Consider the following 25776-nt stretch of genomic DNA (forward strand, 5'->3'; position numbering starts at 1 on the left):
GGACTGTCTTCCTCATAAAGATAGCGGTCGAAAAAAACACGCGACTGTACCTGAGTCCTTCCTTCCGGATGATTTTTTAAAATCGTCTGATAATCTCCGCTTTTATAAGTCCGGCTTACTGACCGATTCACTATGGCAAGTACACTTTCATCCGTATTTTTTAACTCATAAGCCACAATTGAATCATTATGTAATTCAATCCAGTTAGTATAATTGGATATCTGTCTTCCGATTTGAAGGATCATTTCCGACGTCTCATACTCATCCGGAATCAGTGTATCTTTTCGAACCAATTGACGGTAATGAACACACAGCCGAGCATACTCCAACGTATCCCGAGGCCAACTGTTACGGGACATTTCCTTTTCCAAACGTTCTCCCCCTTGTATAACATATTGTCCAATCAAGCAAAAATTATTCAGCAAACAAAAAAGAAAAAAAAGAGATTTGATTATATTTTTCATCCTGTTGTAGATTACATCTAAAAGTTTATTATAGTGTAGAAAGCTTATACTCGACAATTAACCGTCATACAAACTTTCCACACAACACTCTAATGAGTAAAAGCACTTATTTACAATGAATTTCTGTCATTACTTTGATAAAATCTGTCATATCTTTAGGATCCTTAACAGCATCATAATCTGTCATAACAGTTTTTCCACAGGGTAATGAAATAGCGACAGTATAAGCCGATGCACTTAACACCATTCCTAACACAAACAATAATAAAACTAACATCTTTTTCATAACTCATAAAGTTTAAGAAGCTGTTTTGAAAGATCATAAATCAACAACCGCTCTTTTTCTAGGGCTGCCTGTGTGGTAATCTAAAATTTAAAATTCTTATAAAACTCCTCTAAATCGTAAATCGTAAATATTTCTCTCTATTCCAACTCTATCGGATTATAGGGAAGTATTTTCGTTACTATTTTCTCGCCTTTCGGTACCGTCACAAGACCGGAATTACCGATAACGGCATTCGGATTATTCATCGCTGCTTTTTCTGCCTGTCGGAATTTTTCACGGGTCGTTTCAATATCTTTTTTCCTTTTACTTAAATAGATGGGACTTTTCCAATCAACCCGGTATAGAGCCGTACATTCAAAAGAATAATCCCGGTCCGCATCCTCTACTTTCAGGATCAGCCCCGGCAAGCCGTTAAACTTCCAGGGACCGTTTGATAACGGTATATCCGGAGCATACCAGGCTGTATAATAACGCCCCCGGAACAAACAGGTGGCTTTTTTACACAAATACCCTAACACTGTCAGTGTATCCGGCGAAAAGTTCCAGTCAAACTCCGGCTCCGGTTCTGTATAAATATATCGATTCAATAAAACCGGGATTTGAACCCAATACTGCCCTTTTGGATAATTTTTTATTACAATACTTCTATCTCCTGCTTTTTTAGTCCGTACCAAAGCATTATTCACAATTTTCATCGTACTTAATTCCGGCCGTTTCATTTCTTCCGTCATAATGGAATCATTAACCAAATAAGTATAATTGGAATACCTTGATATTTGTTTCCCGATTTGCAATACCATATTCGATCTCGTCAAATTATCAGGATCAAGTTTATCTTTTCGTACCAATTGTCGGTAATGCACATTCAGATAAGTGTAATCCAAGGTATCACAAGGATCCATTTTACGAGGAGCATCCTGTTCTCCACCTAAAAATACCACTTTCTGAGCACATAAAGAAAAATACAAGAAAAAGAAAAATGCAAACAAACAAATACATCTCATAATAATTCATTTTCAAAGGGAAGAAACTCCGAAAAGCTCTTCCCTATCTATAATTAACAATTCAAAGCCTCCAAAGCTTTCACTAATTCCACCATTTCCGCTGTCGTATCGTAATAAGAATTATCACTATAAATGATCTTACCACAACTTAATTGAAAATATATCGGAACTGCCACAACAGCTAACGTCAAAAAACACGCATTTACGAAAGCTATCATTCTCTTTTTCATAACTCATAAAGTTTAAGTATTACCTACTCTGTCAAAGCTTTTCAGTGTCCACTTCTATCTATTCCGGAATAAATCATTTAATAAAATTATAAACAGAATGCCTTATATGATATCATATTTTAAACAATTTTATTATTGCAAAATATATTTTAAAAATGAATTTTTACAATTATATATAAAATATAGCATAGTCACAAAATTAATTACTACAAATATTCAAATTAATTATTTTTATTATTATTTATCAAAATATACTTAACAAACAAAATACAAACAAGCAAAAGCCACAATATATAACTTATAACCAAACAGATACAAACCGGATAAGACATACAAACAAAAGAAAGTACATTTCGAATCTTTACACTTATTGTATTCTTACATCACGTATAATACATAGGATGTAATCAAAGAGCTATTTTCGGGAAACGAAGAGGAATATTGCGAAATAGACGGATTTTTTTTGTTTATCGGTGAATCCTGTTTATTTTTGGAACCTTAAATTCAGGTCTATTGACTTATTTATTATCTTTGAGACTTTACTTAAAAACAGATTATTAAAACATTCAATATACCGCTGATTTATTGCGGATAAAAAATAAAAATCATGTCAACAATAAAATCATCTGAATTGATCACCAACGATGACGGGAGCATCTTTCACCTTCATCTGTTACCCGAAGATTTGGCTGATACAGTCATATTAGTCGGAGATCCCGGCAGAGTAGAAACAATTTCCGCTTATTTCGATACGATCGAACTTAAAAAAAGTAACCGGGAATTTTATACCGTTACCGGCCGTTACAACAATCGCCGGTTATCGGTTGTCTCCACCGGAATCGGTCCGGACAACATCGACATTGTCATCAATGAATTGGATGCCTTGGTCAATATCGACCTCAAGACCAAGGAGATCAAACCTGATAAACACAGTCTCAACATTGTACGTATCGGCACTTCCGGCTCCGTTCAAGCCGATATACCTGTCGACTCATTCGTCATTTCAGAGAAAAGTATCGGATGTGATGGGGTTATTCGTTTTTACGGTGACAACCAAAGCGTATGCGACCGGGATTTTGAAGAAGCTTTTATCCGCCACTGCCAATGGGCTGCGGACGCCGCCCGTCCCTATGTCGTAAACGCTTCGGCATCTTTGGTAGAGCGTTTGCACACAGCAGGCCAAACCATCAAAGGTGTTACTCTGACTGCCGTAGGATTTTACGGTCCCCAAGGCCGTATCTTACGCTTGCCATTGGCGATGCCCGGTATCAACGACCGGATTACAGCATTCCGTTACCAAAATTACAAAGTGACGAATTACGAAATGGAAAGTGCCGCCATTACAGGATTGTGCAATCTGCTGGGCCACCATGCCGCTACAATCTGCCTGATTATCGCCAACCGGATGACAGGGGATGCTTCGGCCGACTATCATGGGTATATGAAAAAATTAATCGAATATACCTTAACCCAACTGACACGATAGGTCTTTTTAAAAACGAACATTTTGATTTTAGATTACCCCACAAGCCTCTCCCGTAAAAAGAGGAATCGGACATCATAAATCGTAAATTAAAAATAAATAAACATTATGATACAAAGGATACAAACCGTATTTTTATTGCTGACAGTTATCGTCACCGGTCTTTTATTCTATATGCCGGTAATTACTTTAAATATGCCCGGAGCGACACCGGAACAAACCGATATTTTTCAATTTTACACGACGAAATATATACAGGCTGGTACTCCTCCAGTATTTATTGAGTTCAATTGGTTTTCAATGGTGCTGAATATACTGATCACCGGACTGGCTTTTCTGTCGATATTTTTATATAAAAAACGTTTTCTGCAATTACGTCTCTGCCTGGTAAACATTATTCTGATGCTCGGAATCATCATACTGGTGAGTGTACAGGCATACAATATCACCAAGCCCGATGGCGAATGGCACCTCAATCTGGCTTTTGCCTTCCCGATTATCGGTATTATCCTCACCTGGCTGGCACTCCGCGGTATTGTAAAAGACATCGCTTTATTAAAATCATACGACAGAATCCGATAAAAATCACCAACTCAACTGATACATTATGAACACATTTAAGATTCTACTACTTCTACTTTTAACAGGTAGCGTTGCAGAAGTAACGGCATGTACCAATTTCTTATTTACCAAATCGGCAACTAAAGACGGTTCGACCTCCGTTACCTATTCGGCGGATTCCCACGTACTTTACGGCGAATTATATCATTGGCCGGCAACTGACTGGCCGGAAGGAGCTCTTGTCGATGTTTACGAATGGGACACCGGCAAATTTATGGGTAAGATTCCACAAGTCCGTCATACATACAATGTGATCGGAAATATGAACGAATTCCAATTGGCCATCGGAGAAACGACTTTCGGCGGACGCAAAGAATTGGAAAGCCAGGAAGGTGCTATTATCGATTACGGTAGTTTGATATATCTTACCTTACAACGGGCTAAAAATGCCCGGGAAGCCATCGTCGTAATGACCGGATTGGTTGAGGAATACGGTTATGCCAGTTCCGGGGAATCATTCTCAATCAGTGATCCGAATGAAGTATGGATCATGGAAATGATCGGTAAAGGAAACGGTGAAAAAGGGGCCGTATGGGTAGCCCGGATGATTCCGGACGGTTATGTATGTGCACATGCCAATCAAGCCCGTATCACAACATTTCCTCTTGACGGCAGGAGTTCGATTTCTTCGGACAAACTAAAAAATATTTACAACAAAGAAGTGACGACCGTTTATTCGAAAGACGTCATTTCTTTTGCCAAACAAAAAGGATTTTACCCCCAAGCAGCCAAAAACACGGACTTCAGCTTTTCCGACACTTATGCTCCGGTTGATTTCGGCGGAGCACGGGCTTGTGAAATCCGGGTATGGGCATTTTTCAACGAAGTAAATCCGGATATGGCCCAATATTGGGAATACGCCAAAGGCACCGATCTCCGGAAAGATGACAAAGGCTACGTTACCAATCGTATGCCTCTGTGGATCAAACCTGCCCGTAAAGTCGACGTACTGGAAATCATGGACTTTATGCGCAATCATCTGGAAGGCACGGAACTGGATATGCGTAAAGATCCGGGAGCCGGTCCATACGAATGTCCTTACCGCTGGCGTCCGATGAGTTATCAGTTAGACGGGAAAACCTACGTAAACGAACGCGCAACGGCTACACAGCAAACCGGCTTTACCTTCGTAAGCCAAAGCCGTAGCTGGTTACCGAATGAAATAGGCGGTATTCTGTGGTTCGGCGTCGACGATGCTGCCAGTACGGTTTACTTCCCGATGTACACTTCATCCGTCCGGGTACCCCATGCTTACGCCGTCGGAAACGGGAGTATGATGGAATTTACCAATAAAGCGGCCTTTTGGGTATTCAACCAGGTTACCAATTTCGCCTATACCCGTTACAATATCATTCATCCGGACATCCGTGAAAAACAGAAAGCCCTGGAGTCGCAATACAAAGCATTCGTAGAAATGGTGGATGCAGGAGCACTGCAAACAATAGAACAAAATCCCCGAATGACAATTGAATACCTGACTGATTTTTCCTGTAACACAGGTAATCAATTGGTAGATACCTGGCGCGATTTTTACGGTTATTTATTCGCCCGTTATATGGACGGTAACGTAAAAACCGCCATACCGGGACAGCAGAATCCCAAAGTTGAAAACCCGAAACTACCGGAATGGTATTTACGGACGATTGTGAACTATATGGGGGATAAGCAACAGGAAGTATCGGAATAAAACAACATTTTAATTGTAGATTTCAGATTGATGATTTTAGATTATACACACAAATCAACCCCAAAGAATTGTAGATTGACGATTTCAGATTAAAAGAACCTGACACCGAATCCGTTTATCGAACAATTTCAGATTCACAATTTATGTGTATGAAAATTTTGCAGTCAAAAATTATTTTTTCTATCTTTGCTGCCCGTTAGAATAATATGAGGGTTCCTGGAGACCCGGCTGAATATTATAATTACAACGTACGTAATCTCTTACAAAAAGCTCAGGTAGTAATATTGCGTTCGGTAAATCATTAAAAAATTAAAGAAATGGACTTAATTAAAATTGCAGAACAAGCATTTGCAAGCGAAAACAAAGTTGAGCATCCTTCTTTCGGCCCTGGAGACACCGTGAGTGTTCATTACAGAATCATTGAAGGAAACAAAGAGAGAATCCAGATTTTCCGTGGTATTGTCATTCAGATCAAAGGTCATGGCGATAACAAAACCTTTACGGTTCGGAAAATGTCAGGCAATGTCGGAGTAGAAAGAATTTTCCCGTTGAATTCTCCGTTCATTAAAGAAATCGAAATCAATAAAGTCGGAAAAGTAAGAAGAGCAAGAATTTATTACTTCCGTGAATTGACCGGTAAAAAAGCTAAAATCAAAGAAAAGAGATCCTGATCTTTTTTCTTTAAAAATAAAAGCTCTGCATTGCAGGGCTTTTTTTATTTTTTTAAATTTGTATGTTTTGTAATGCTTCTATAAACAAAAGAACAAACAAAAACATCAACAAGAATTAAACGACTTTTAATATAACTCTAAAGCAATAATGCCGATACTTATTCAATAAGTCAACGTTTAAAATTATAGATTCAGAGGGACGATTTTAGATTAAAAGAATTTGATAACGAATCAGATTGTCAGGTAATTTAAAATTTACAATCTAACATTTATAATTTATATGCAGGTTTTTAAAAGTCGAAAATCGATAAAATAAATAATTATGGAAAACACGGAAATTATTAAAGTAGCCAGAGCTAAAGCCGAAAAATGGCTGAGTGACGCTTACGATAGTCAGACCCGGGAAGCTGTACGTCAAATGATAGAAGCATCCGATCCTACTGAATTGATTGATTCTTTTTACAACGATCTGGAATTCGGTACCGGCGGATTACGGGGTATTATGGGAGCAGGAACAAACCGGATGAATATTTATACCGTCGGTGCTGCCACCCAGGGTTTTTCCAACTACATCAACAAGATGTTTCCGGACGATAAAAACAAATCGGTTTGTATCGGACACGACTGCCGGAATAATTCCCGCTATTTTGCGGAAACGGCGGCGGCCATCTTTACAGCCAACGGTATCACGACCTATTTATTCGAAGACCTGCGGCCGACTCCTGAAATGTCTTTTGCTATCCGGGAACTGGGATGCAAAGGAGGTGTCATTATCACGGCTTCCCACAACCCGAAAGAATACAACGGTTATAAAGCTTATTGGGAAGACGGTTCCCAACTGATACCTCCCCATGACAAAAATGTCATCGAGGAAGTAAAAAAAGTGAAGGTAACAGACATAAAGTTTACGAAAGTACCGGAAAAAATCATCATTCTGGGCAAAGATTTCGACAAAAAATTCTTAGACAAAGTTAAGACCTTAAGTCTTTCACCGGAGGCCATCCAACACCAACACGACCTGAAAATCGTTTTTACCCCTTTACACGGTACAACCTATGAATTGGTGCCGGCTTCTTTACGCAACTGGGGATTTACGAATATCCATACGGTAGCGGCACAAATGATACCGGACGGCAACTTCCCGACTGTCGCTTCTGCCAATCCGGAAGAACCGGCAGCGTTCAAAATGGCTCTGGATAAAGCCCGGGAAATCGATGCAGACTTAGCAATGGCCTGTGATCCGGATGGAGACCGTATCGGCATCGCCGTAAAAAATGACAAAGGAGAATGGATACTGCTCAACGGTAACCAGACCAATATTATTTTTACCTACTACATCATCAGACGCCGGCAGGAACTTGGTTTGATGAAGGGCAATGAATACACCATCAAAACAATCGTTACGTCTGAATTGCTGAAAGAGATTGCTGAAAAAAATAACATTCCTTGCTATGACGTTTACACCGGCTTTAAATGGATAGCCGATATGATCCGGAAAAAAGGAGCCGACGGTTATATCGGTGCAGGTGAAGAATCATTCGGTTTCATGCCCGGTTCTTTTACCCGGGACAAAGATGCCGTGTCTTCAACCTCCCTCATGGCTGAAATTGCAGCCTGGGCAAAAGATCAGGGAAAAACGCTTTTCATTATCCTGAAAGAAATCTATGCCCAATACGGATTCTCGCAAGAAAAAATGATTTACATCGTCCGTAAAGGCCTGAGCGGAGCCCAGGAAATCAAAAATAAAATGGAGAACTTCCGCCACAACACCCCTACGGCAATCAACGGCAGTCCGGTTGTTATCAAAAAAGATTATGCCGATCTGACTGAAACAGACCTGATGACAGGAAAAACCCTAAAGATGGATTTCCCCACAACCAGTGATGTATTGCAGTTTTTCCTGGCTGACGGTTGTAAAATTTCCGTCCGTCCGTCCGGAACCGAACCGAAAATAAAATTTTATTTTGAGGCCCGGGCACAAATGAAATCTGTCGACGACTTCGATAAAGCACAGGCAGAAGCCAATCAAAAAATCGATGCTATTGTAAAAGACTTAGGGCTTGAATAATACATCGAACCGATGATTTACGATTTTAGGTTAATTCATAACCTAAAATCGTAAATCTAAAATTCTACCCTTCTTTCCGGTCGAAAAATTCCGGTTTGAAATTCACAAAATACAACCGCTTTCTGGCCCGGGTGACAGCAGTATACAACCATCTCCAGTATTCGTCTGTCAGCATCCCGTCCGCCACCCAACCCTGATCGATAAAAACGGCATCCCATTGTCCTCCCTGGGCCTTATGACAAGTAACCGCATAAGCGAATTTTATCTGTAAGGCATTAAAAAACTCATTTTCACGTATTTTCTCAAATCGTTTTTTACGAGAAGCCAAGTCTGTATAATCCGCTTCAACCGAACGGTATAAATCGCGGTTTTCTTCATACGTTAAAGCCGGCGCATCCGAAGTCAGGGTATCGAGCATCACCCAGGCCGTTATCTCCTCTTCATAACCGGCCAGCATCAACCGGGTCCGGGCAAAATGCCGTCCATAGAGTTCCGCCCGTTTTTCTATTTTCAAAACCGTAGCAATATCCCCGTTCGCGATAAAATCAATACGTTCATAATCTTTAGCCCAGAAATAATTATTTTTGACAATCATGATTTTATCTCCGCAACTGAAGTCTTCTTCCCGATATAAAATCATCCTTCGGACTCCTTCATTAAAACGATTGGCTCTTTTATTCGAACGACAGACAATCATCGTTTCGTCTACCCCGTACTTTCCGTAACAACTGTCGATTTCTTCCAGCAGTTCGGCTCCACCGATACGGCAGACATCCGGGAAACCGGCAATTTTCAATTCAGGAGTGGTTTTTCCACTACCGAGCAAATGCCGAACAGCCGTCGCATTGAATAAAATTCCCGATTGTTCTGCCTGCCTCATGACATCCGTCAATACAGCTTCGCAAATTTCCATATTATACAAAAAGCGAAGCGCTTCCGGGTCCAAAGCCGGACTTACATCCAAGCCGACCGGAGGCAACTGTGCCATATCCCCGATCAATACCAGACGATTATTTCTTCCATTATAAACATATTCCATCAAATCGTCTAACAAATGTCCGGAACCAAAATTACTCTCCTCCCCGGAATTGGAAATCATAGATGCTTCATCGACAAAAAAAAGCGTATCAGTCCCGCCGTTAAATCCCAAATCGAACTCTCCTTCCCCATCCGTTGCCGATTTCTGACGATAAATCTTTTTATGAATGGTAAATGCCGAATGACCGGCATAGGCTGAAAATACTTTGGCAGCCCTTCCTGTCGGAGCCAACAAAACGACTTTATATTCGAAAGACAGAAGAGTATTGACGATTGCCGCCACCAAGGAAGTCTTCCCCGTCCCGGCATAACCTTTGAGTACAAACAAACTATCTTCTTTCTGTCCGAAAAAAAACTGTGAAAAAAGTCCGACGGCATTTTTTTGTGCCGGAGAAAATTCATAACCGAAATTTTTCAATACAATTTCTCCGAAATGTTTTCCTATCATCCGTAAATTTCTAATAGAATATAGCCTTTAATTTAATTTTTTTCCTAAATTTGCGAGCATGAATCAAGATTTTGCAGCGGCGTTTATATCGTTTGAAATCTAATGTAAAGATACTATTTATAGCTTATAGTGCAGCGAATATGCGCAATGTTTAACGTAATTAATTATACAAAATAACTTAATATGAAAAAGCTAATTATTCAGATTGTTTTAGCAGCTCTGATCATTTTCCTCGGTTACAAATGTTATGAGAGTATCATGGTCCCCCAACGGTTTAAGGCCATTAAAGAACAGAGATACGACAGAATTATACAGCGTCTCAAAGACATTCGTACGGCACAGGATGCTTACCGGAGTGTATACAACCGCTACACCTCCAGCTTCGATACCCTGATCAACTTTTTGAAAAATGATTCTGTAAAAATTGTCCGTTCAATCGGTACGCTGACTGACGAACAATTGGAAGCCGGCATGACAGAAGCAGAAGCTATCAAAAAAGGATTGATTATCCGTGAAGAAATCAAAGTAAATGCGCTTGCCAATACTTTCGGTGCGAATTATCCGGTCGATAATTTACGTTATGTACCGTTTACCAACCGGAAATATCAATTCAAAATGGGAGCCTCTAAAATTAAAACGGACTCCGGAGTAGAAGTACCTGTATTCGAAGCCCGCATATCCAATACTCAAATCTTTGAAGATTTGGATGAAGAATACCACGATCAGATTCTGGAAGAAAACGGAGAAAGATTGCGTTTGAAAAAATATCCGGGATTAAAAGTAGGTGATTTGCAGGAAGCAAATAACAATGTCGGTAACTGGGAATAATAACAAGCTGGCTACATGCAAAATATCTTTTATTTAGATAACAATTTTGTAAAAGAGAACTCTATTCAATATATTTTGTCCATCCGTTTTTCAACGGATGGACTTTCATTTTGCGTGCACGATAATTTCGATAAATTACTGGCTTTTTACTACCAGCCTTACAGTCTGGATTCACAAACCGAAGTCATTGCCAAAGTAAAAAAAGCAATTGTAGAGGAAGAACTGTTGAATTTACGTTACCGCAAGGTATACATCGTCCCTTGTAAAAAAGAAAAGACGCTGATTCCGGCCCATATCTTTAACAAGAATTACTTGTCGGATCTTTACCGCCTCTGCCATCATACAGAAAAAAACGATATCCTGCTTTACCGGAAAGTACGCCCCATGGAAGCTTATCTGGTAGAGTCGCTACCCCGTAGTTTTACTACTTTTCTAACCACACGTTACCAATCGATATGTATTGTTAACAGTGCTTATTCTTTTATCATTAACTCTTTATCATCGACTCTTATCAACCGGGAGCATCTGTTTGTCGATATACAGGACCGTTATTTCGACATTCTGCTAACCCGCAATAACGAAGTACTGTTATTCAACAGTTTCTCGTACAATTCTGTAACAGACATGGTGTACTACATGCTGAATTGCCTGAAAAATACGAATATCAATAAAAGCAATTTACAAACCACGATTTCAGGAACTTTAGCCAACGATCCCCATCTTTACGCGACGTTGAGTACCTATATTCCTACCATATCTGTATTAAACGATACCAATCTCAGTCAAATATTAAAAAATGACAGGCTGAATACTTCGGGATTTGTTCATTTGTTAAGTCTACATAAATGCGAATAATCAGTGGTACCCACAGAGGCCGGCAAATTTTTCCGGATAAGAATTTTACTGCCCGTCCGACAACCGATTTTGCCAAAGAAAATTTATTCAACGTACTCGGTAACTATATGGATTTTGAGGGCCTAAAAGCCCTGGATCTGTTCTCTGGTACCGGGAGTATCAGCTATGAGCTGGCTTCCCGGGGAGCAACTGAAATCGTAGCAGTAGAATTAAACTACAATCATTACACTTTTATCAAACGGACGATCTGCGAATTAGGCTTTAAAAGCATACGGGTATACAAAAACGACACATTTGCAGCTTGTAAGAAACTCCGGGGGCAGCAATTTAACCTCATATTCGCCGATCCCCCATACAACCTTCCGAGGATCAAAGAGGTCCCGGCTGCTATTTTCGATAACGACCTGCTGGCAGAAGAAGGTATAGCCGTTATCGAACATCCGGGAACGATCGACTATTCCGACCTCCCCTATTTCGCAGAACACCGGGAATACGGAAGTGTAAATTTCTCTATCTTCCGGAAAACAAAATCCTAATTGCAAATTTCAGCTTAAACCGAACTGATAACAAATCAGTTTATCAAACAACCTGAAATTTACAATCGCAATCAAAGCTTATAATTAGTTTTAAATAAAAAACCGCCCGAAAAATTCCGGGCGGTCTCTTTATAAAAAGTTGAGTTTAGTTTTCCTCGTAAAGCACCTGGCAGGAACAAACCAGATTCCGGTCTCCATAACCATCGTCCACACGTCCCACCTGTGGCCAGAATTTATTTTCAGCCACCCAGGTCAACGGATAAGCAGCCTTACTCCGCGGATAGGCATGAGTCCAGGTATCTGCCGTCAATACCTTATGGGTATGAGGTGCATTTTTCAATACATTATCCGCTTTATCGGCTTTTCCTTCTCCGATTTCCAGAATTTCATCCCGAATCGTTTTCAAAGCTTCGATAAAACGATCGAGTTCTTCCTTCGGCTCACTCTCTGTCGGTTCTACCATCAATGTTCCATGAACCGGGAACGACAATGTAGGAGCATGGAAACCGAAGTCCATCAACCGCTTGGCAATATCCAGATCCGAAATACCGTACTCTTTGTTGAAACCGGTACAATCCCAGATCATCTCATGTCCTACCCGGCCTTTGGTACCTGTATATAAAATCTTAAAGCCTAACTTTTCAAATGAGGAAGCCAGATAGTTTGCATTCAATATCGCCATTTCGGTAACCATCTTCAAGCCTTCACCGCCTAACATCAGCAAATAACCGTAAGTAATCGGGATCAGGCTGACGGAACCGTAGGGCGCTGCAGCAACAGCATGTATCCCTTTGTCTCCGCCCGTTTTCACAACAGCGTGTGTCGGCAGGAATTCTACCAAATGCGATGCTGCACAAATCGGTCCGACTCCGGGTCCACCTCCACCGTGAGGCATAGCAAAAGTTTTGTGCAGATTTAAATGACAAATATCGGCCCCAATGGTTCCCGGACTGGTCAAACCGCATTGTCCGTTCATATTGGCACCGTCCATAAACAGCTGACCTCCGTTTTCGTGTACGATTTTTACCAATTCTTTAATCGATTCTTCGAAAATACCGTGAGTAGACGGATAGGTAATCATGGCTCCGGCCAGATTATCCCGGTTTGCTTCAGCTTTTGCCCGAAAATCGTCTACATCGATATTACCTTCTGCCGTACTGGCAATGATAACCGGCTTGAAACCGGCCATCGTACAGGAAGCAGGATTCGTACCATGAGCCGAAGCAGGAATCAGGATAATATCCCGGTGAGCATCTCCACGTGAGATATGATATTGGCGAATAACCATCAACGAAGCATACTCTCCGGCTGCACCTGAATTCGGCTGCAAACTACACCCCGCAAAACCGGTTACTTTGGCCAACATTTCTTCCGTTTCCCGGATCATCTGCTGATAGCCTTCTGCCTGTGAAAACGGTACAAAAGGATGAATAGCCCCAAATTCAGGCCAGGAAAGCGGCAGCATTTCAATAGCAGCGTTCAGCTTCATTGTACACGATCCCAGAGAAATCATTGAGGTCGCCAATGAAATATCCCGTCTTTCAAGATTTTTCATATAGCGCATCAAAGCCGTTTCCGAATGGTATAATTTAAATACGGGCTCGTCGAGGAATTCGTCATCACGCACCATTTCCGGATCCAATACCGTACGATCGTCGAGAAAACGGGCATATTCAGCTTTTTTCGCCGCCGCTTCCGCAAAAATGCCGATCACTGTATTGATCTCTTCCTCATTGATCTTTTCATCAGTCGATAAACCGACAGTGGGAGCACAACAACAACATTCACAATAGAATAAATTGATTTTCTTCTCCAAAGCCAGATCCCGGATACTTTCCAGTTTTATCCCTTCCGGTAATTCGAAACGAATGGTATCGAAGAATTTTCCGTATTTGAGCTTATAACCGTATTTCTGAATTTCTTCTGCTAAAATAACGGCAGCCGAATGGATGTGTTTCGCTATTCTCTCCAAACCTTCCTTACCGTGGTAAACGGCATAGAAACCGGCCATTGTTGCATCCAAAGCCTTAGCCGTACAAATATTGGAAGACGCTTTTTCCCGTTTAATGTGTTGTTCCCGGGTCTGCAAAGCCAAACGCAAAGCTTTATTTCCCTGTGCATCAATTGTCACACCGATAATACGTCCCGGAATATTGCGCTTGTATTCTTCACGGGTGGCCATATAAGCAGCACTCGGTCCGCCGTATCCCATCGGAATACCGAAACGCTGGGTAGAGCCGACAACAATATCCGCTCCCCATTCTCCCGGAGGAGTCAAAAGCACCAGACTCATAATATCGGCGGCAACGCTGATCAAGCCACCGTGGGCATGCACTTTTTCCGCAAAAGCTTTATAATCGCGTACCTGACCGTTAGCAGCCGGATACTGTACGATAGCTCCGAACACATCCGGTGTAAATTCAAACGTATCGTAATCCCCGTATACCAATTCTATTCCGAAAGGAGCCGAACGGGTAACCAATACATCTTTTGTTTGCGGGAACAACTGATTGTCTACAAACAATTTGTTGGCTCCGGACTTTTTCAGTTCCTTATTCCGCAAAGCATACATCATCTGCATCGCCTCAGCAGCAGCAGTAGCCTCATCCAGCAAAGAGCAGTTGGTAATTTCCATACCTGTCAACTCCAATATAACCGTCTGAAAATTCAAGAGAGCTTCCAGACGTCCCTGGGATACCTCTGCCTGATACGGCGTATAAGAAGTATACCAGGCCGGATTTTCCAGAATATTCCGGACGATTACCGCCGGAGATATTGTATCGTAATATCCCTGCCCGATAAAAGAACGATATATCTTATTCTTAGCAGCCACTTCCCGGATTCGTTGAAAAAACTCAGATTCCGTAAGCGGTTCCGGCAAATCCAAAATACTTTTTAAACGGATCGACTCCGGTACGGTCTGTCCGATTAATTCATCCAATGACTTTACTCCTACTACCTTCAACATCTCTTCAATGTCTTCCGGCCGAGGCCCGATATGCCTCCATAAAAATTTATCTGTCGCCATGTTATCCTGTATTTATATTTACTGAAAACGTTTTAAAAAATTACCTCGGTAAAATTAACTATAATTATTGTAGCGGCAAAGAAAGTGAGAAAACAAAACAAGCCGGAACGGCTAAAATATTTTAATCTCCAAAATATGAAAACAATACAGGCAACAATCGTAACAAGTAGCCGTTAATATTTCAAATAAGCCTTACTTTCGTTCTCACGATAACCTATCCTTTAACGCCTGCTGAAGATCATATAATCTGTTCTATGATGGCAATAAATAGATTTAATAATTGCCTAAGTGATTGTGGTAAATGATACATCTTCAAATATATTTTACAAATAAATTTTCTGTTACTTTATAAATCACCATTTATGAGTATAAAGATTTTACCTGTATTATTATTACTATCCTTATCACTGTTCGGACAAGAAAAGAAGCCCTACATTATTCGCGGAACGGTATCTGATCCTATCAATGAAGATGTAACGGTCTATCTTGAACAAATGGGATTGGCAATAACAGAGGGGTGGCCTCGTATCGATAGTGTAAAAATAAAAAACGGAAAATTTGTATTTAAGGGAAAAATAGACCACCCGGATCTATATCGGCTAGGTATAAAAGGGACAAATCCCAAAGGGACAATCCTTATTATAGAACCAGGAACAATAAAAGTAAATTTTTCACGAACCAATATAGATGTATCCGGAGGACCTATACAGGAAGATTTTGTAAAATATGTCGAATCATCCGACCATTTCGGAGATAATGTCGTTTATTTTATTAATAAATATATCGAACAGCCGGTTATCCGGACATTTGTATTCCGTTTTCTGAAAATTCCGAATTTGCAGCATGAATGTATGGACACCATTTATCCCAAATTATCCCAAGAAATAAAAGAGAAACTGGAACGGGAAAAACTCGAATGGGATAAACGATTAAAAAAGGTACAGGAAAAACAAAAACTGGAAGAGGAAAAGAACACTCCCGAAGCCGTTCGGACCGGGAAACCCTATACGGATTTCAAAGCCGAGAGTTCGGATGGAAGTACACTGCGGCTTTCTGAAATCCGGAAAGGCAAACGCCTCGTTTTACTCGACTTTTGGGCCTCCTGGTGCAATCCCTGCATGAAAGAAATGCCGAATATCATTCAGATATACAAAGACTATAAAGACAAGGGACTGGAAGTTGTCGGCATTTCTTTAGACCTGAATAAAGAAGCCTGGACAAAAGCCATTGAAAAAAATCAGATGAAATGGATACAATTGATCACTACCAAAGAACCGGTAAATGAAGATATCAGTGAGCTGTATCATGTAAAAGCTATTCCGTATACCATACTGATAGACTCGTCAGGCACAATCGTTGCCCGGAAATTACGGGGCGAAGAGTTACGGGAAACCGTTGAAAAATTATTGAAATAAATAACACCGCTTTTGTTAAAACATGTACAAAATTATTCTATCGCTTTTATGTATCCTCGGATATTCATGCACGGCTCCTAAACCGGATTTGGTATTATCTACCAGTATCTACGATTTCGGTATATTGGAAACGAATCACATTTACAAAGGGGCTGTAATCATAAAAAATGCAGGAAAAGGAGTCTTAAAAATACAAGCAGTCGATCCCGATTGTTCATGTACGGATGTTTCCGTAACCAAAAAAGAACTTTCTGCCGGAGACACCTGTTTGTTGAAGTTCGTTTACAATACTCATTTGAAAAACGGAAAATATGAAAATTACATTTGCATTACAGCGAATACGGATTCTTTGGTTCATATCTTACAAATTAACTCATTAGTCGATCTGTAAAATTGTAAAAGAGCCCGTCCGACAATACAAAAGTCAGACGGGCCCGGTCACATTTTAAGTCACCCACATCAATTATGAATCAAAATGCATCAAATGCACATCCTTTTATCTTTATTCTGCTTTTCCCCATGATTTATTAGGTGCTTCTCCCATTTCCAATTCCAGTATCCCACCTTTCATAATATCGGCATGACTGATAAACGCCCGGTCATACGGTTTTCCGTTCAGACGGGCCGATTGGATATATTTGTTTTTAAGAGAGTTTCCCTTAGCCTGTACGACAAAACTTTTTCCTTCCGGCAACTGTATCTCGGAACGAGAGAATACCGGACTGGTAATAGCATATTCACCCGAAGCCGGATTTACCGGATAGAATCCCAAAGCCGTAAATACATACCAGGCACAAAGCGCTCCCCCGTCTTCATCTCCGGATAAACCTGTAGGCCGGTCGTCAAACCATAAATCAGCCAATTGACGGGTCCGGAATTGTGTTTTCCAGGCTGCTCCGGCATAATTATAAAGATAGGGAATATGGAAGGCCGGTTCATTCCCAACAGGAATCATACCGTGTAATCCCGTTGCATCCGGCATAAGTCCCATAAATTTCCATTTGTCGATATGAGAGGGCTCGTTAAATACATCATCCAGGCGCTGAATAAATTTCTTATTTCCCCCCATTAACCCGATTAACCCGGGAATATCGTGTTGTATATGAAAAACATGCACACAAGCATTCACCTCTGCAAAATAACTCCTGGCCCCGAAACCGTCACACAATTGAGGGTCAAAATCCGGGATCCACTCACCTTTCTCATTTTTAGGGGCGAAATACCCGATTTCCGGATTCCATAAATTGAGGTAATTTCTGGAACGTTTCATCAACAAATCATAATCTTCATCCTTTCCCAGGGCTTTTGCAAACTGAGCCAAACACCAATCGTCATAGCTCTGTTCCAATGTCACGGACACGGCTTGTCTTTTTTCCCATTTATGATCGACATAATCATAGGGCTCATCCTCTCCCGGTGCCAATGCCGGGAAGTAGCCGTGTTGTGCATAAAATTTATCCAGTTCACTGGCCGGTCCCGACCGCCAGGGCACCATCGTCCCTTCCAATGCATTTTTCCTTATCCCCTCATACGCCTTTTCCAGATCGAAATTCCGAACACCTTTCTCATACGCCTCCGCAAATAAACTGGCCGTATGATTACCGATCATCGGCTCACCTTTCCACACAGCACTCCAGGAACCAACCCAATCTCCGCCCCATTCCGTCAGTTCGGGAAAATTCGGCATCCACCCCCACTGTTTATACATCTCCACATACGACTGTAACATATCCGCTTTTCGGTCCGGCTCCAATATCATACCCAAGGCATGCAGATTCCGATAGGTATCCCATATCCAATCGTCGTTATAGAAATGACGACCGTTATCAGCATGTATTTGCCGGTCGAAACCACTGTAATATTTACCGTCTTCGGAAAAATTCACCATTCGTTCATAAGTACGGTACAAACTGGTATAAAATATTCTCTTCTCCCGCTCCGTACCACCTTCTACCCGTATACGTCCCAAGGCTTTTTCCCATATCTGCCGGGAATCCTCCCGAATTGCAGCAAATGTTTTATTCCCGGTTTCTTTTTCCAGGTTTTGTCGTGCCTGTTCCACGCTGATAAAAGAAATACCGACACGGGCTTCGACTTCCGTCACTCTATCGGCACTCAGCCAACCTCCGATATTACTACCTTTTATTTCCGGAGCATCACCGGTACGGTCACCTTCCCAGATTCCCGCCTGCTCAAAAGGTTTATCCAGTTCGATATAAAAATATTGCCGGGCATACTCCACTTTTTCCCATCCCTTAATAATCCGGTTGTCTTCAATCTTCAATTCCCCCTCTCCTTTGATGCGAAAAAGCAGATTTGCCCTTTCCTTTTCCGGATAAACAAACCGGAACAGGCAACAGCGCTCTGTCGTCGTCCATTCGGCATCGATATCGTAATCTTCCAGAATAACCCGATGTCCCCAGGGATGCAATTCTTCCCGGCCGTGATCATACCAGGAACGGGCTTCCCGGAAGCCGGTTCTCAATTCGCCAGTCGTGGGCATTACCGATGCCGTCTCTCCCAAGCGATAACGGGGCATATTGATCGTGATCCCATACAAATGATCGGAAAGATAACGATCGTTTAAGCGCGGCTCCGTCAACGGATATATCCTTACCATTGCATGAGGACGATGTACCTGTGGCGTGACAGTCGTCAACAAAGGAGCTACCCCTCCGATGTTCGGATCGACATATTTTCCGACCTCCACATTTTCCCGACAAGCATTCAAGCATAAAAGGAACATGCCACCTGTCAATAATCTATAAAAATGCTTATTTCTCATTTTTCATCAAATTACACATATTATACATACAGGGCAATAATAGTACATATTTTCAAAGCAGACTAATACAATAATGACAGAAACTTATGAAATATTGAAATAGAAATTTTGTTAAAACAGTTGTCCTTGCCTCAGCGGCGTATTATATTTGTAAAAAAGTAAGCCTATCATACTATTTCGTATATTTGTAATATACACAAAAATAGGCTACTCAAAATTCAAATCCATTATTCATATTGAACGATTATTTTACACCTATGAAATACGTATTAAAAGAAATAACACCTCTTGAAAAAAACAGTTTATTCTGGATCCGGTATCATCCCAATCACCGGTTAAATTTTCCGTTACATTATCATGATGAATACGAATTATGCCTGATGGAACACATCTGCGGCAAACGGACGGTCGGTAATTTAGTCGAAGATTTCGGTAAATCGGATTTAGCCCTGATCGGCCCGGACGTACTCCACTGTTATAAAAGAGGGGAAGATTATAAGGACACCGTTTGCGAGGGCATTATTATTCAATTCGGAAAGAATCTGATACATACGGAAATTCTAAACACATATCAGTTCAGGGACATAAAAGCGATGCTCGAAAAAGCGGCTGTCGGTATTCAATTTTCAGCCGAAACGACGGCTAAAGTCAGAGAAAAGCTATACCGTCTGGTAAATCTTCAGGATTTTAGCGCCGTTACACTTTTTTTCGAGATTCTCAACGAATTGGCATTATCGGAAGACCAACGTATTCTGATACCGCCGACTTTAGAGGATTGCGGCGAAATCAACATACAACAAAGCCGCCGGATCAATAAAATTATTCAATTCGTAGAGAAAAACTACCAGCAAAAGATAACGCTGGAACAAATCGGGGAGCTGATCGGCATGTCGCCTTCTTCTGTGAGCCGTTTTTTCAAACAACGTACCCGGCACCGGTTTTGGGATTACCTGAATAATTTCCGGGTAAAAAAAGCCACCAAGATACTGATGGAAACAAACCATTCCGTATCGGAAATATGTTACGAATGCGGTTTCAACAACATTTCCAACTTCAACCGGGTGTTCAAAGAAAAGATGCAATATACCCCCAGTGAATACCGCAAAAAAATCCAGGATTCAACCGTTCCGTTAAACAGAGCGTAATCAAAATTTCAAGTTACAGGCTACAATCTCACTTCCTTCCGGAATGTTTCTGTAGCCCATAACTTGAAATCAAACTTCACACCTTACTTCCACAACGCTTTGATCGCAGCCTCCAAATTCATCCCCTGTGGACAGGATTCACTGGGAGCTATTCCCCGGCAGGTTTTCGGATCTCCGGGATTTCCGGTTGAAATCACCCGGGCCAGCGGCATTTCCAAATGTCCGTTAGGATCATTCTTTTGCAACCAATCATAAGCATACTTTAACCAAGCTTCCCGGTATTCGGGTTTCTGCAAATAAAACCAGGTAATTTCATCGTATCCCCAGGTATAATGATCGTTGACATTGGCTACACCGGGATGATCGCTTACACCGAAATTATCGAATTCAACCAGATAAGGCAAAGCCTGGCATTCCCAGCCGCTAGGGGTAATACATCCCAGACTACGTCCGTAAATTGCATCCAGATGTCCTTTTTCCAATACACCCTCCATCGGTTTTTCAGGCACTTCTTTGATGCGTAAAGGAAAAGAATTAAAATCCAATAAGCTGATCCCATTCACAATCATTCCGCCTGCCGGCGTATGAGCATCCAGTAATATCCAATGCCGGCGGGCATTCTCCCGGGCATAATTCCTGATCTTCACCAAAAAACTCTGCCAGGTTTCAAAATGCGGGTCATTCATCCCGATTAATGCAATCTGGCCCAAATGAACGGCCTCACATCCGATCTGCACATACGACCCGATCAGGTACATAAACCAAAGCTGGGTTTCTACCTGTGTTATATCCGGTACACTGCTTCCGGCTCCCCATAAATCCACATATTTTCCTTCCGGATTCAGCATCATTTCGTAAGAAAAATTCCGCTCTTCCACAGGTAAGCCCAACGCTTCGAATGTCCAGGCAGGAATCTTCAGGGTATTGACTTCCCGGGTTACAGCTTCAAAAGTGGCAGCCTGAAAAATAACACGTTTGTCAAAAGCATGTACTTTCTCAATCAACCCGCGTGCTCCGTTCCAAAATCCGGGATCACTCAATACCCGTTCGCCTCCCCAGCGGTAAATCGAACGGCCGATAAATTTAGCACCGATGTTCTTTATCAGTTCGATATCTTTCTCCTTATCGGCATAATGCCCGTCGTTGCAAAAAGGATCTACAGTCAAAAACTCAGACATCGTTGCCGACCGGCTCAGGTAATTCTCGAGTACCGGACGGCTGATTCCACCGTCAAAATCCCAGTTTCTATCTTCACAGGCAGTCAGCGCTCCACCCATCAGAACAAATCCCAAAATAACTTGTATCATTCTTTTCCGATTCATATCCGTCATTAAATAATAAATGATGTATTTCTTTTATATAACAACCTTTATTCAAGGTAAATTACAAGCAAAACCCAAAAGTTAATTGCAGATTTCAGATTGTAAATTTTAAATTGCCCGGCAACCCGATTCGTCATCAAATTCTTTTCATCTAAAATCGTCAATCTAAAATCTACAATTTATATAAAGGGTTAATAAGCCAACAATTTATTTCGTCCACAAACTCTTAATCGTCTCTTCCTGGGATTGTCCTTCAGGACAGGCATCTCCGGCCGTATTAGCCCGATAACGGGTATTGCCTTCCGGTAAAGTAACAACACGGCTACCGGGCATTTCCAGAAAACCTACCGGGTCTACCCTTTCGAGATAGCTATCGGCATAAACCAAGAATTCATTCCGATACGCTTCCGGCTGGCGGTAAAACCAACTGATTTCATCATATCCCCATGTAAAATGATCTGCCATATTAGCAGTTCCCGGATGGCTGCTGATACCGAAATTATCGAACTCTACCAGATACGGACAGCGGGTACAGCTCCAGCCGGACGGAGTGATTCCTCCCTGAGTACGTCCATAGATGGCATCAAGATAGAATTTTTTCAATTCTGCTTTCTCCGGATCTCCGGATATTTCTTTTATCCGCATGGGGAAAGAAACAAAATCGAACAACAATTTTCCATCTGCCAAAATTCCGTAACCCGGCATATGTCCGTCACACAATATCGTTCCCCGCCGTGCTTTCGTTTTAGCTGCTTCTCTGACCTTCGTCAATAAATCATTCCATCCGGCATATTGATTATCCTTGTCGCCCATGGCAATCAATTCGACCTGACCGAAATGGATGGCCTCAATCCCGATCTCCATATAACGTACTGCCATATAATAGAAAAACATACGGGTTTCCTCCCGGGTAATATCAGGTACACTCCCGTTTCCCCACTGATTAACCCCGTTTCCCGCCAGGTTTTTCATCGCATTGTAATCGAAATTACGGGTCTCGGGTGTTTTACCGAAGGCCGTAAATACCCAATCGGGAATCTCAATCTGATTCACTTTATCGGTCACGATTTCAAAAATACCGGCCTGAAAAATGATATCCGGGTCCTCTGCATGCATACGCTCGATCTTTGCCTTTGCATTCGCCAGCCATTGCGGTTGATTGAAATGATTTTCAAAACCCCAGGAATAAATCGCCCGGCCGATAAATTTAGCACCGATATTTAAAAGCATCCGTTCATCGTCTTCCGGATTGGGATATACCCCGTCATTAAAAAAACCGTCACTGGATAAAAATTCGGACTGTGTAATTGCCCTGGACAAATAACTTTCCAATACATTCTGTGCAATTTTACCCCCGGAGAAGGTATAATTTCTATCGATCGTCCTTCCCGGATTTTTTAGGTTATCATCATCCGAACATGAGCACAATGCCCATATCACCATTAATATTATTCCTAATTTTTTCATATCCTATCTGTTATTGAAAGGGAATCAAAACTATCCTTCAACGTCAGAACCATTCCTGCCGTTTTGATTCCCTTTCCGGTTACGAAGTCTGCTGACTCATTTAATAAAAACGTTATATTTCATGTATATAATCTTACGAATTACAGCTTGCTCAATTACAAGATTGTAAAGAATTAACATCAATCCATTCCGATTCTGCGGATTGTCTCAACAGAATTGTCGGTTGCGGCTTTTTCAGTACTCCGTTATCCAAAAAGTCCTTAATCAAACAGAACCCGATTTGATTATCCGTATTTTGCAAAGGAATAAAACCATCCGGACCTCCATTATCCATGATCGTCACATCTCCGCCGATATACTCTATCGATTGGAATCCTCCCAAACCATTCACCTTATAGTGATTCTTAACCGTAAAATTACCGCCTACATGCTTCAATCCACCGCCGGTAACCATCCAGCTATCCCAGTTCCAAATCTCACCGGCAGAAGGATCGCCGTTCAGTTCAAAATCGCCACCTACCCAAGACAACGAAGCAAAACCGATTCCGCCGTCATTGAGTGCCGTTGCCGGATCGACTTTAAAATTACCCTCTACACGGGCAATCTTACAAAAACCGGCACCGTTACTCATATCAGCCCAATAAGCCATTTTCGGGCAATTTTCAATAATCAGATCTCCGCCGATCTCTGTATATCCTTTAAAACCGTTGCAATTGAACAGCTCCGGATTGTTGCGCAACACAATTCCTCCCCGGCAATCAATCGATTCGAAGAAATTTTCCGTCGTCGTCAAAGCGGTATTTTCAATTGTCACGGTTCCCATTACAGTCGTGATTTTCGTCTTAATAAAAGAAACTGCATGATCGGTCACATCTGCACCCCGTATCGTCAAATTACCGATAATCTGCGAAGAAGGAGTAAAATTATTCACCTCCTCGAGTCCGTTCAATTCATAATCAGAAAAAGAAATACCACAAGCGGTCAACGAATTAACATCGATAACTTCTCCGGAAGCATTTACCAAAGTAATCACAGCAGTCGGTTTTACAATACCGAAATCCAGAAAGCCCTTGATCAGACAATATCCGACCTGGTTACTCGTTGAATTCGACGGTATATCGCCGACACCTTCTCCGCCACCGTTATTCACAATCGTAACATCTCCACCGATATATTGTATATTCTGGAAGCCGCCCAAACCGTTTATTTTCAAATGGTTTTTCAGGATAAAATCACCACCGACATACTTTAATCCACCGCCTCTTGCCAGCCAGGTATCACAATTCCAGAGATCCCCCTTATTATTGGCTTTATCGCCGTTCAACTCAAAATTACCGCCGACACGTGACAAACCGACAAAACCGGCACCCCCTTCGGTCATTGTAGAAGCCGGATCGACTTTAAAGTTACCTTTTACCTCCGTAATGAAGCTAAAACCGGCTCCGGACCAGAAGGTCATTTCCGGGCAATTTTCAATAACAAGATCACCGCCGATAACCGTATAACCTTTGAAACCGTTACAATTCATCAAAGCCGGATTATCTTTCAACACAATACTTCCCTGACAATCCACTTTATCGAAAAATCCTTCCGTAGTCGTTGTCCCGGTATTTTCAAGCAACATTTTACCTTGTATCACTTTAATCTTACTTGCAATACCAGCCAGTACCGCATCATTGATATCCGATCCGCGCACAGTCAGATTCATTACGGTTTCATTGGCCGGCATAAACTTGTCTGCATCCGCTCTCGAACCGATGACATAACTCAAAATATCTCCAGCCCCCATCTGACCTATACGGGAAGGATCCGTAGCCGCCTTCGGATGGTTATTCGCCAGCGTAATCGTACCTTCCATGATGCTGTTATCCAGTAAATATTTCACCGGCATAAGCCCGTAACTATCCGGAGCACCGGCTTTGTCCTCTCCGAAAATCATATTATCGCTTATCGTCAGACTACCCCGGAATATTTTCAAATGCAATAAACCGGCAATACTCTCCAAAGCCGGATTATCTTCTATGATCAAGCTACCGTTCATAAATTTAAACTGCTCCAATCCGTCGATAGCCTTCAAATTCTCATTCTCACTTATAGTAAGTCCTATCGTAATAGCACTCAAACGAGGCAACGCCAATTCTGTTATCCCTGTATTCCGGATAATCAAAGATTTCGCGTTCTGAAATTGCAAGGCAGATAAATCCGTAATATCTTCCCCCTCTATCGTCAAAGTACGGATATCCTGTGTCACTTTAAAAGCATTCACGTCTGCCTGAGAAGACAAGATATAATCTTTTCCCCTTTCCAGTTCCAACTTATCGTCGTCGCAAGCACCGGCAAACACGGCCAACAACAATAAGCCCAATCCTATCAAATTTTGTTTTAACTGTATCAT

The 25776-nt window shown here is 41.6% G+C and carries 21 protein-coding genes; 11 read left to right on the forward strand and 10 right to left on the reverse strand.

The window, feature by feature from the left end:
- The 4 genes from DD657_RS00640 to DD657_RS00655 all read right to left on the reverse strand — a co-directional run.
- Nucleotides 1–407: hypothetical protein (locus DD657_RS00640; RefSeq protein ID WP_287047998.1), on the reverse strand; the 407-nt coding region annotated here is incomplete at its 3' end.
- A 163-nt stretch (nt 408–570) separates the two neighbouring features.
- On the reverse strand, nt 571–750 hold the full coding sequence (locus tag DD657_RS00645; protein WP_021987535.1) for a hypothetical protein: 180 nt from the start codon (nt 748–750) through the stop codon (nt 571–573).
- Between the two features lie 137 nt (nt 751–887).
- Nucleotides 888–1754: a GLPGLI family protein gene (locus DD657_RS00650; RefSeq protein ID WP_287048000.1), complete on the reverse strand. Its 867-nt coding sequence runs from the start codon at nt 1752–1754 to the stop codon at nt 888–890.
- Between the two features lie 53 nt (nt 1755–1807).
- Nucleotides 1808–1984 (reverse strand): hypothetical protein, encoded by a 177-nt coding sequence (locus DD657_RS00655; RefSeq protein ID WP_287048001.1) that lies wholly within the window; start codon nt 1982–1984, stop codon nt 1808–1810.
- 607 nt (nt 1985–2591) lie between these two features.
- On the opposite strand from DD657_RS00655, the gene DD657_RS00660 reads away from it, so the two are divergent.
- From DD657_RS00660 to DD657_RS00680, 5 genes are all read left to right on the forward strand, one after another.
- Entirely contained in the window at nt 2592–3470 is an 879-nt protein-coding gene (locus DD657_RS00660; protein ID WP_118774788.1) for a nucleoside phosphorylase, read from the forward strand.
- Between the two features lie 105 nt (nt 3471–3575).
- Entirely contained in the window at nt 3576–4049 is a 474-nt protein-coding gene (locus DD657_RS00665) for a DUF4293 domain-containing protein (protein ID WP_021988816.1), read from the forward strand.
- A gap of 25 nt (nt 4050–4074) precedes the next feature.
- Nucleotides 4075–5775, forward strand: a complete 1701-nt coding sequence (locus DD657_RS00670; protein WP_021988815.1) for a C69 family dipeptidase — start codon at nt 4075–4077, stop codon at nt 5773–5775.
- Between the two features lie 317 nt (nt 5776–6092).
- On the forward strand, nt 6093–6446 hold the full coding sequence (gene rplS, locus DD657_RS00675; protein ID WP_021988814.1) for a 50S ribosomal protein L19: 354 nt from the start codon (nt 6093–6095) through the stop codon (nt 6444–6446).
- A gap of 322 nt (nt 6447–6768) precedes the next feature.
- Nucleotides 6769–8514, forward strand: coding sequence for a phospho-sugar mutase (locus DD657_RS00680; protein WP_021988813.1), 1746 nt, complete (start codon nt 6769–6771; stop codon nt 8512–8514).
- A 64-nt stretch (nt 8515–8578) separates the two neighbouring features.
- Here DD657_RS00680 and DD657_RS00685 read toward each other — a convergent pair whose 3' ends face one another.
- Nucleotides 8579–10000: an ATP-dependent DNA helicase gene (locus DD657_RS00685; RefSeq protein ID WP_118774734.1), complete on the reverse strand. Its 1422-nt coding sequence runs from the start codon at nt 9998–10000 to the stop codon at nt 8579–8581.
- Nucleotides 10001–10183: 183 nt separating this feature from the next.
- Between DD657_RS00685 and DD657_RS00690 the strand changes: the two genes are divergently transcribed.
- Genes DD657_RS00690 through DD657_RS00700 form a run of 3 tightly spaced genes read left to right on the forward strand, consistent with a single transcriptional unit; the run spans nt 10184 to nt 12219 of the window.
- Nucleotides 10184–10828, forward strand: a complete 645-nt coding sequence (locus tag DD657_RS00690) for a hypothetical protein (RefSeq protein WP_021988811.1) — start codon at nt 10184–10186, stop codon at nt 10826–10828.
- A gap of 15 nt (nt 10829–10843) precedes the next feature.
- The gene (locus DD657_RS00695) at nt 10844–11683 is read left to right on the forward strand and encodes a DUF3822 family protein (RefSeq protein ID WP_021988810.1); all 840 of its coding nucleotides are present in this window, start codon (nt 10844–10846) and stop codon (nt 11681–11683) included.
- The gene (locus DD657_RS00700) at nt 11674–12219 is read left to right on the forward strand and encodes an RsmD family RNA methyltransferase (protein ID WP_021988809.1); all 546 of its coding nucleotides are present in this window, start codon (nt 11674–11676) and stop codon (nt 12217–12219) included. Before DD657_RS00695 ends, DD657_RS00700 begins: the two co-directional genes overlap by 10 nt.
- Before the next feature lie 145 nt (nt 12220–12364).
- Here the strand turns inward: DD657_RS00700 and gcvP are convergent, their stop codons facing one another.
- Nucleotides 12365–15247: an aminomethyl-transferring glycine dehydrogenase gene (gcvP, locus tag DD657_RS00705; RefSeq protein WP_021988808.1), complete on the reverse strand. Its 2883-nt coding sequence runs from the start codon at nt 15245–15247 to the stop codon at nt 12365–12367.
- 362 nt (nt 15248–15609) lie between these two features.
- Between gcvP and DD657_RS00710 the strand changes: the two genes are divergently transcribed.
- Nucleotides 15610–16662, forward strand: a complete 1053-nt coding sequence (locus tag DD657_RS00710; protein ID WP_287048012.1) for a TlpA disulfide reductase family protein — start codon at nt 15610–15612, stop codon at nt 16660–16662.
- Nucleotides 16663–16684: 22 nt separating this feature from the next.
- On the forward strand, nt 16685–17053 hold the full coding sequence (locus tag DD657_RS00715) for a DUF1573 domain-containing protein (RefSeq protein WP_287048013.1): 369 nt from the start codon (nt 16685–16687) through the stop codon (nt 17051–17053).
- Between the two features lie 111 nt (nt 17054–17164).
- Here the strand turns inward: DD657_RS00715 and DD657_RS00720 are convergent, their stop codons facing one another.
- On the reverse strand, nt 17165–19447 hold the full coding sequence (locus tag DD657_RS00720; RefSeq protein WP_287048015.1) for a GH92 family glycosyl hydrolase: 2283 nt from the start codon (nt 19445–19447) through the stop codon (nt 17165–17167).
- A 257-nt stretch (nt 19448–19704) separates the two neighbouring features.
- Between DD657_RS00720 and DD657_RS00725 the strand changes: the two genes are divergently transcribed.
- On the forward strand, nt 19705–20592 hold the full coding sequence (locus tag DD657_RS00725; RefSeq protein WP_021988804.1) for an AraC family transcriptional regulator: 888 nt from the start codon (nt 19705–19707) through the stop codon (nt 20590–20592).
- 83 nt (nt 20593–20675) lie between these two features.
- On the opposite strand, the gene DD657_RS00730 is transcribed toward DD657_RS00725, so the two are convergent.
- The 3 genes from DD657_RS00730 to DD657_RS00740 form a co-directional block, all read right to left on the reverse strand.
- Nucleotides 20676–21899 (reverse strand): hypothetical protein, encoded by a 1224-nt coding sequence (locus DD657_RS00730; protein ID WP_287048018.1) that lies wholly within the window; start codon nt 21897–21899, stop codon nt 20676–20678.
- A gap of 222 nt (nt 21900–22121) precedes the next feature.
- Nucleotides 22122–23381: a hypothetical protein gene (locus tag DD657_RS00735; protein ID WP_068691981.1), complete on the reverse strand. Its 1260-nt coding sequence runs from the start codon at nt 23379–23381 to the stop codon at nt 22122–22124.
- Between the two features lie 151 nt (nt 23382–23532).
- Nucleotides 23533–25776, reverse strand: a complete 2244-nt coding sequence (locus DD657_RS00740; RefSeq protein WP_287048020.1) for a hypothetical protein — start codon at nt 25774–25776, stop codon at nt 23533–23535.

This window comes from Culturomica sp. (assembly GCF_003524185.1).
GTDB classification, from domain to species: Bacteria; Bacteroidota; Bacteroidia; order Bacteroidales; family Marinifilaceae; genus Culturomica; species Culturomica massiliensis.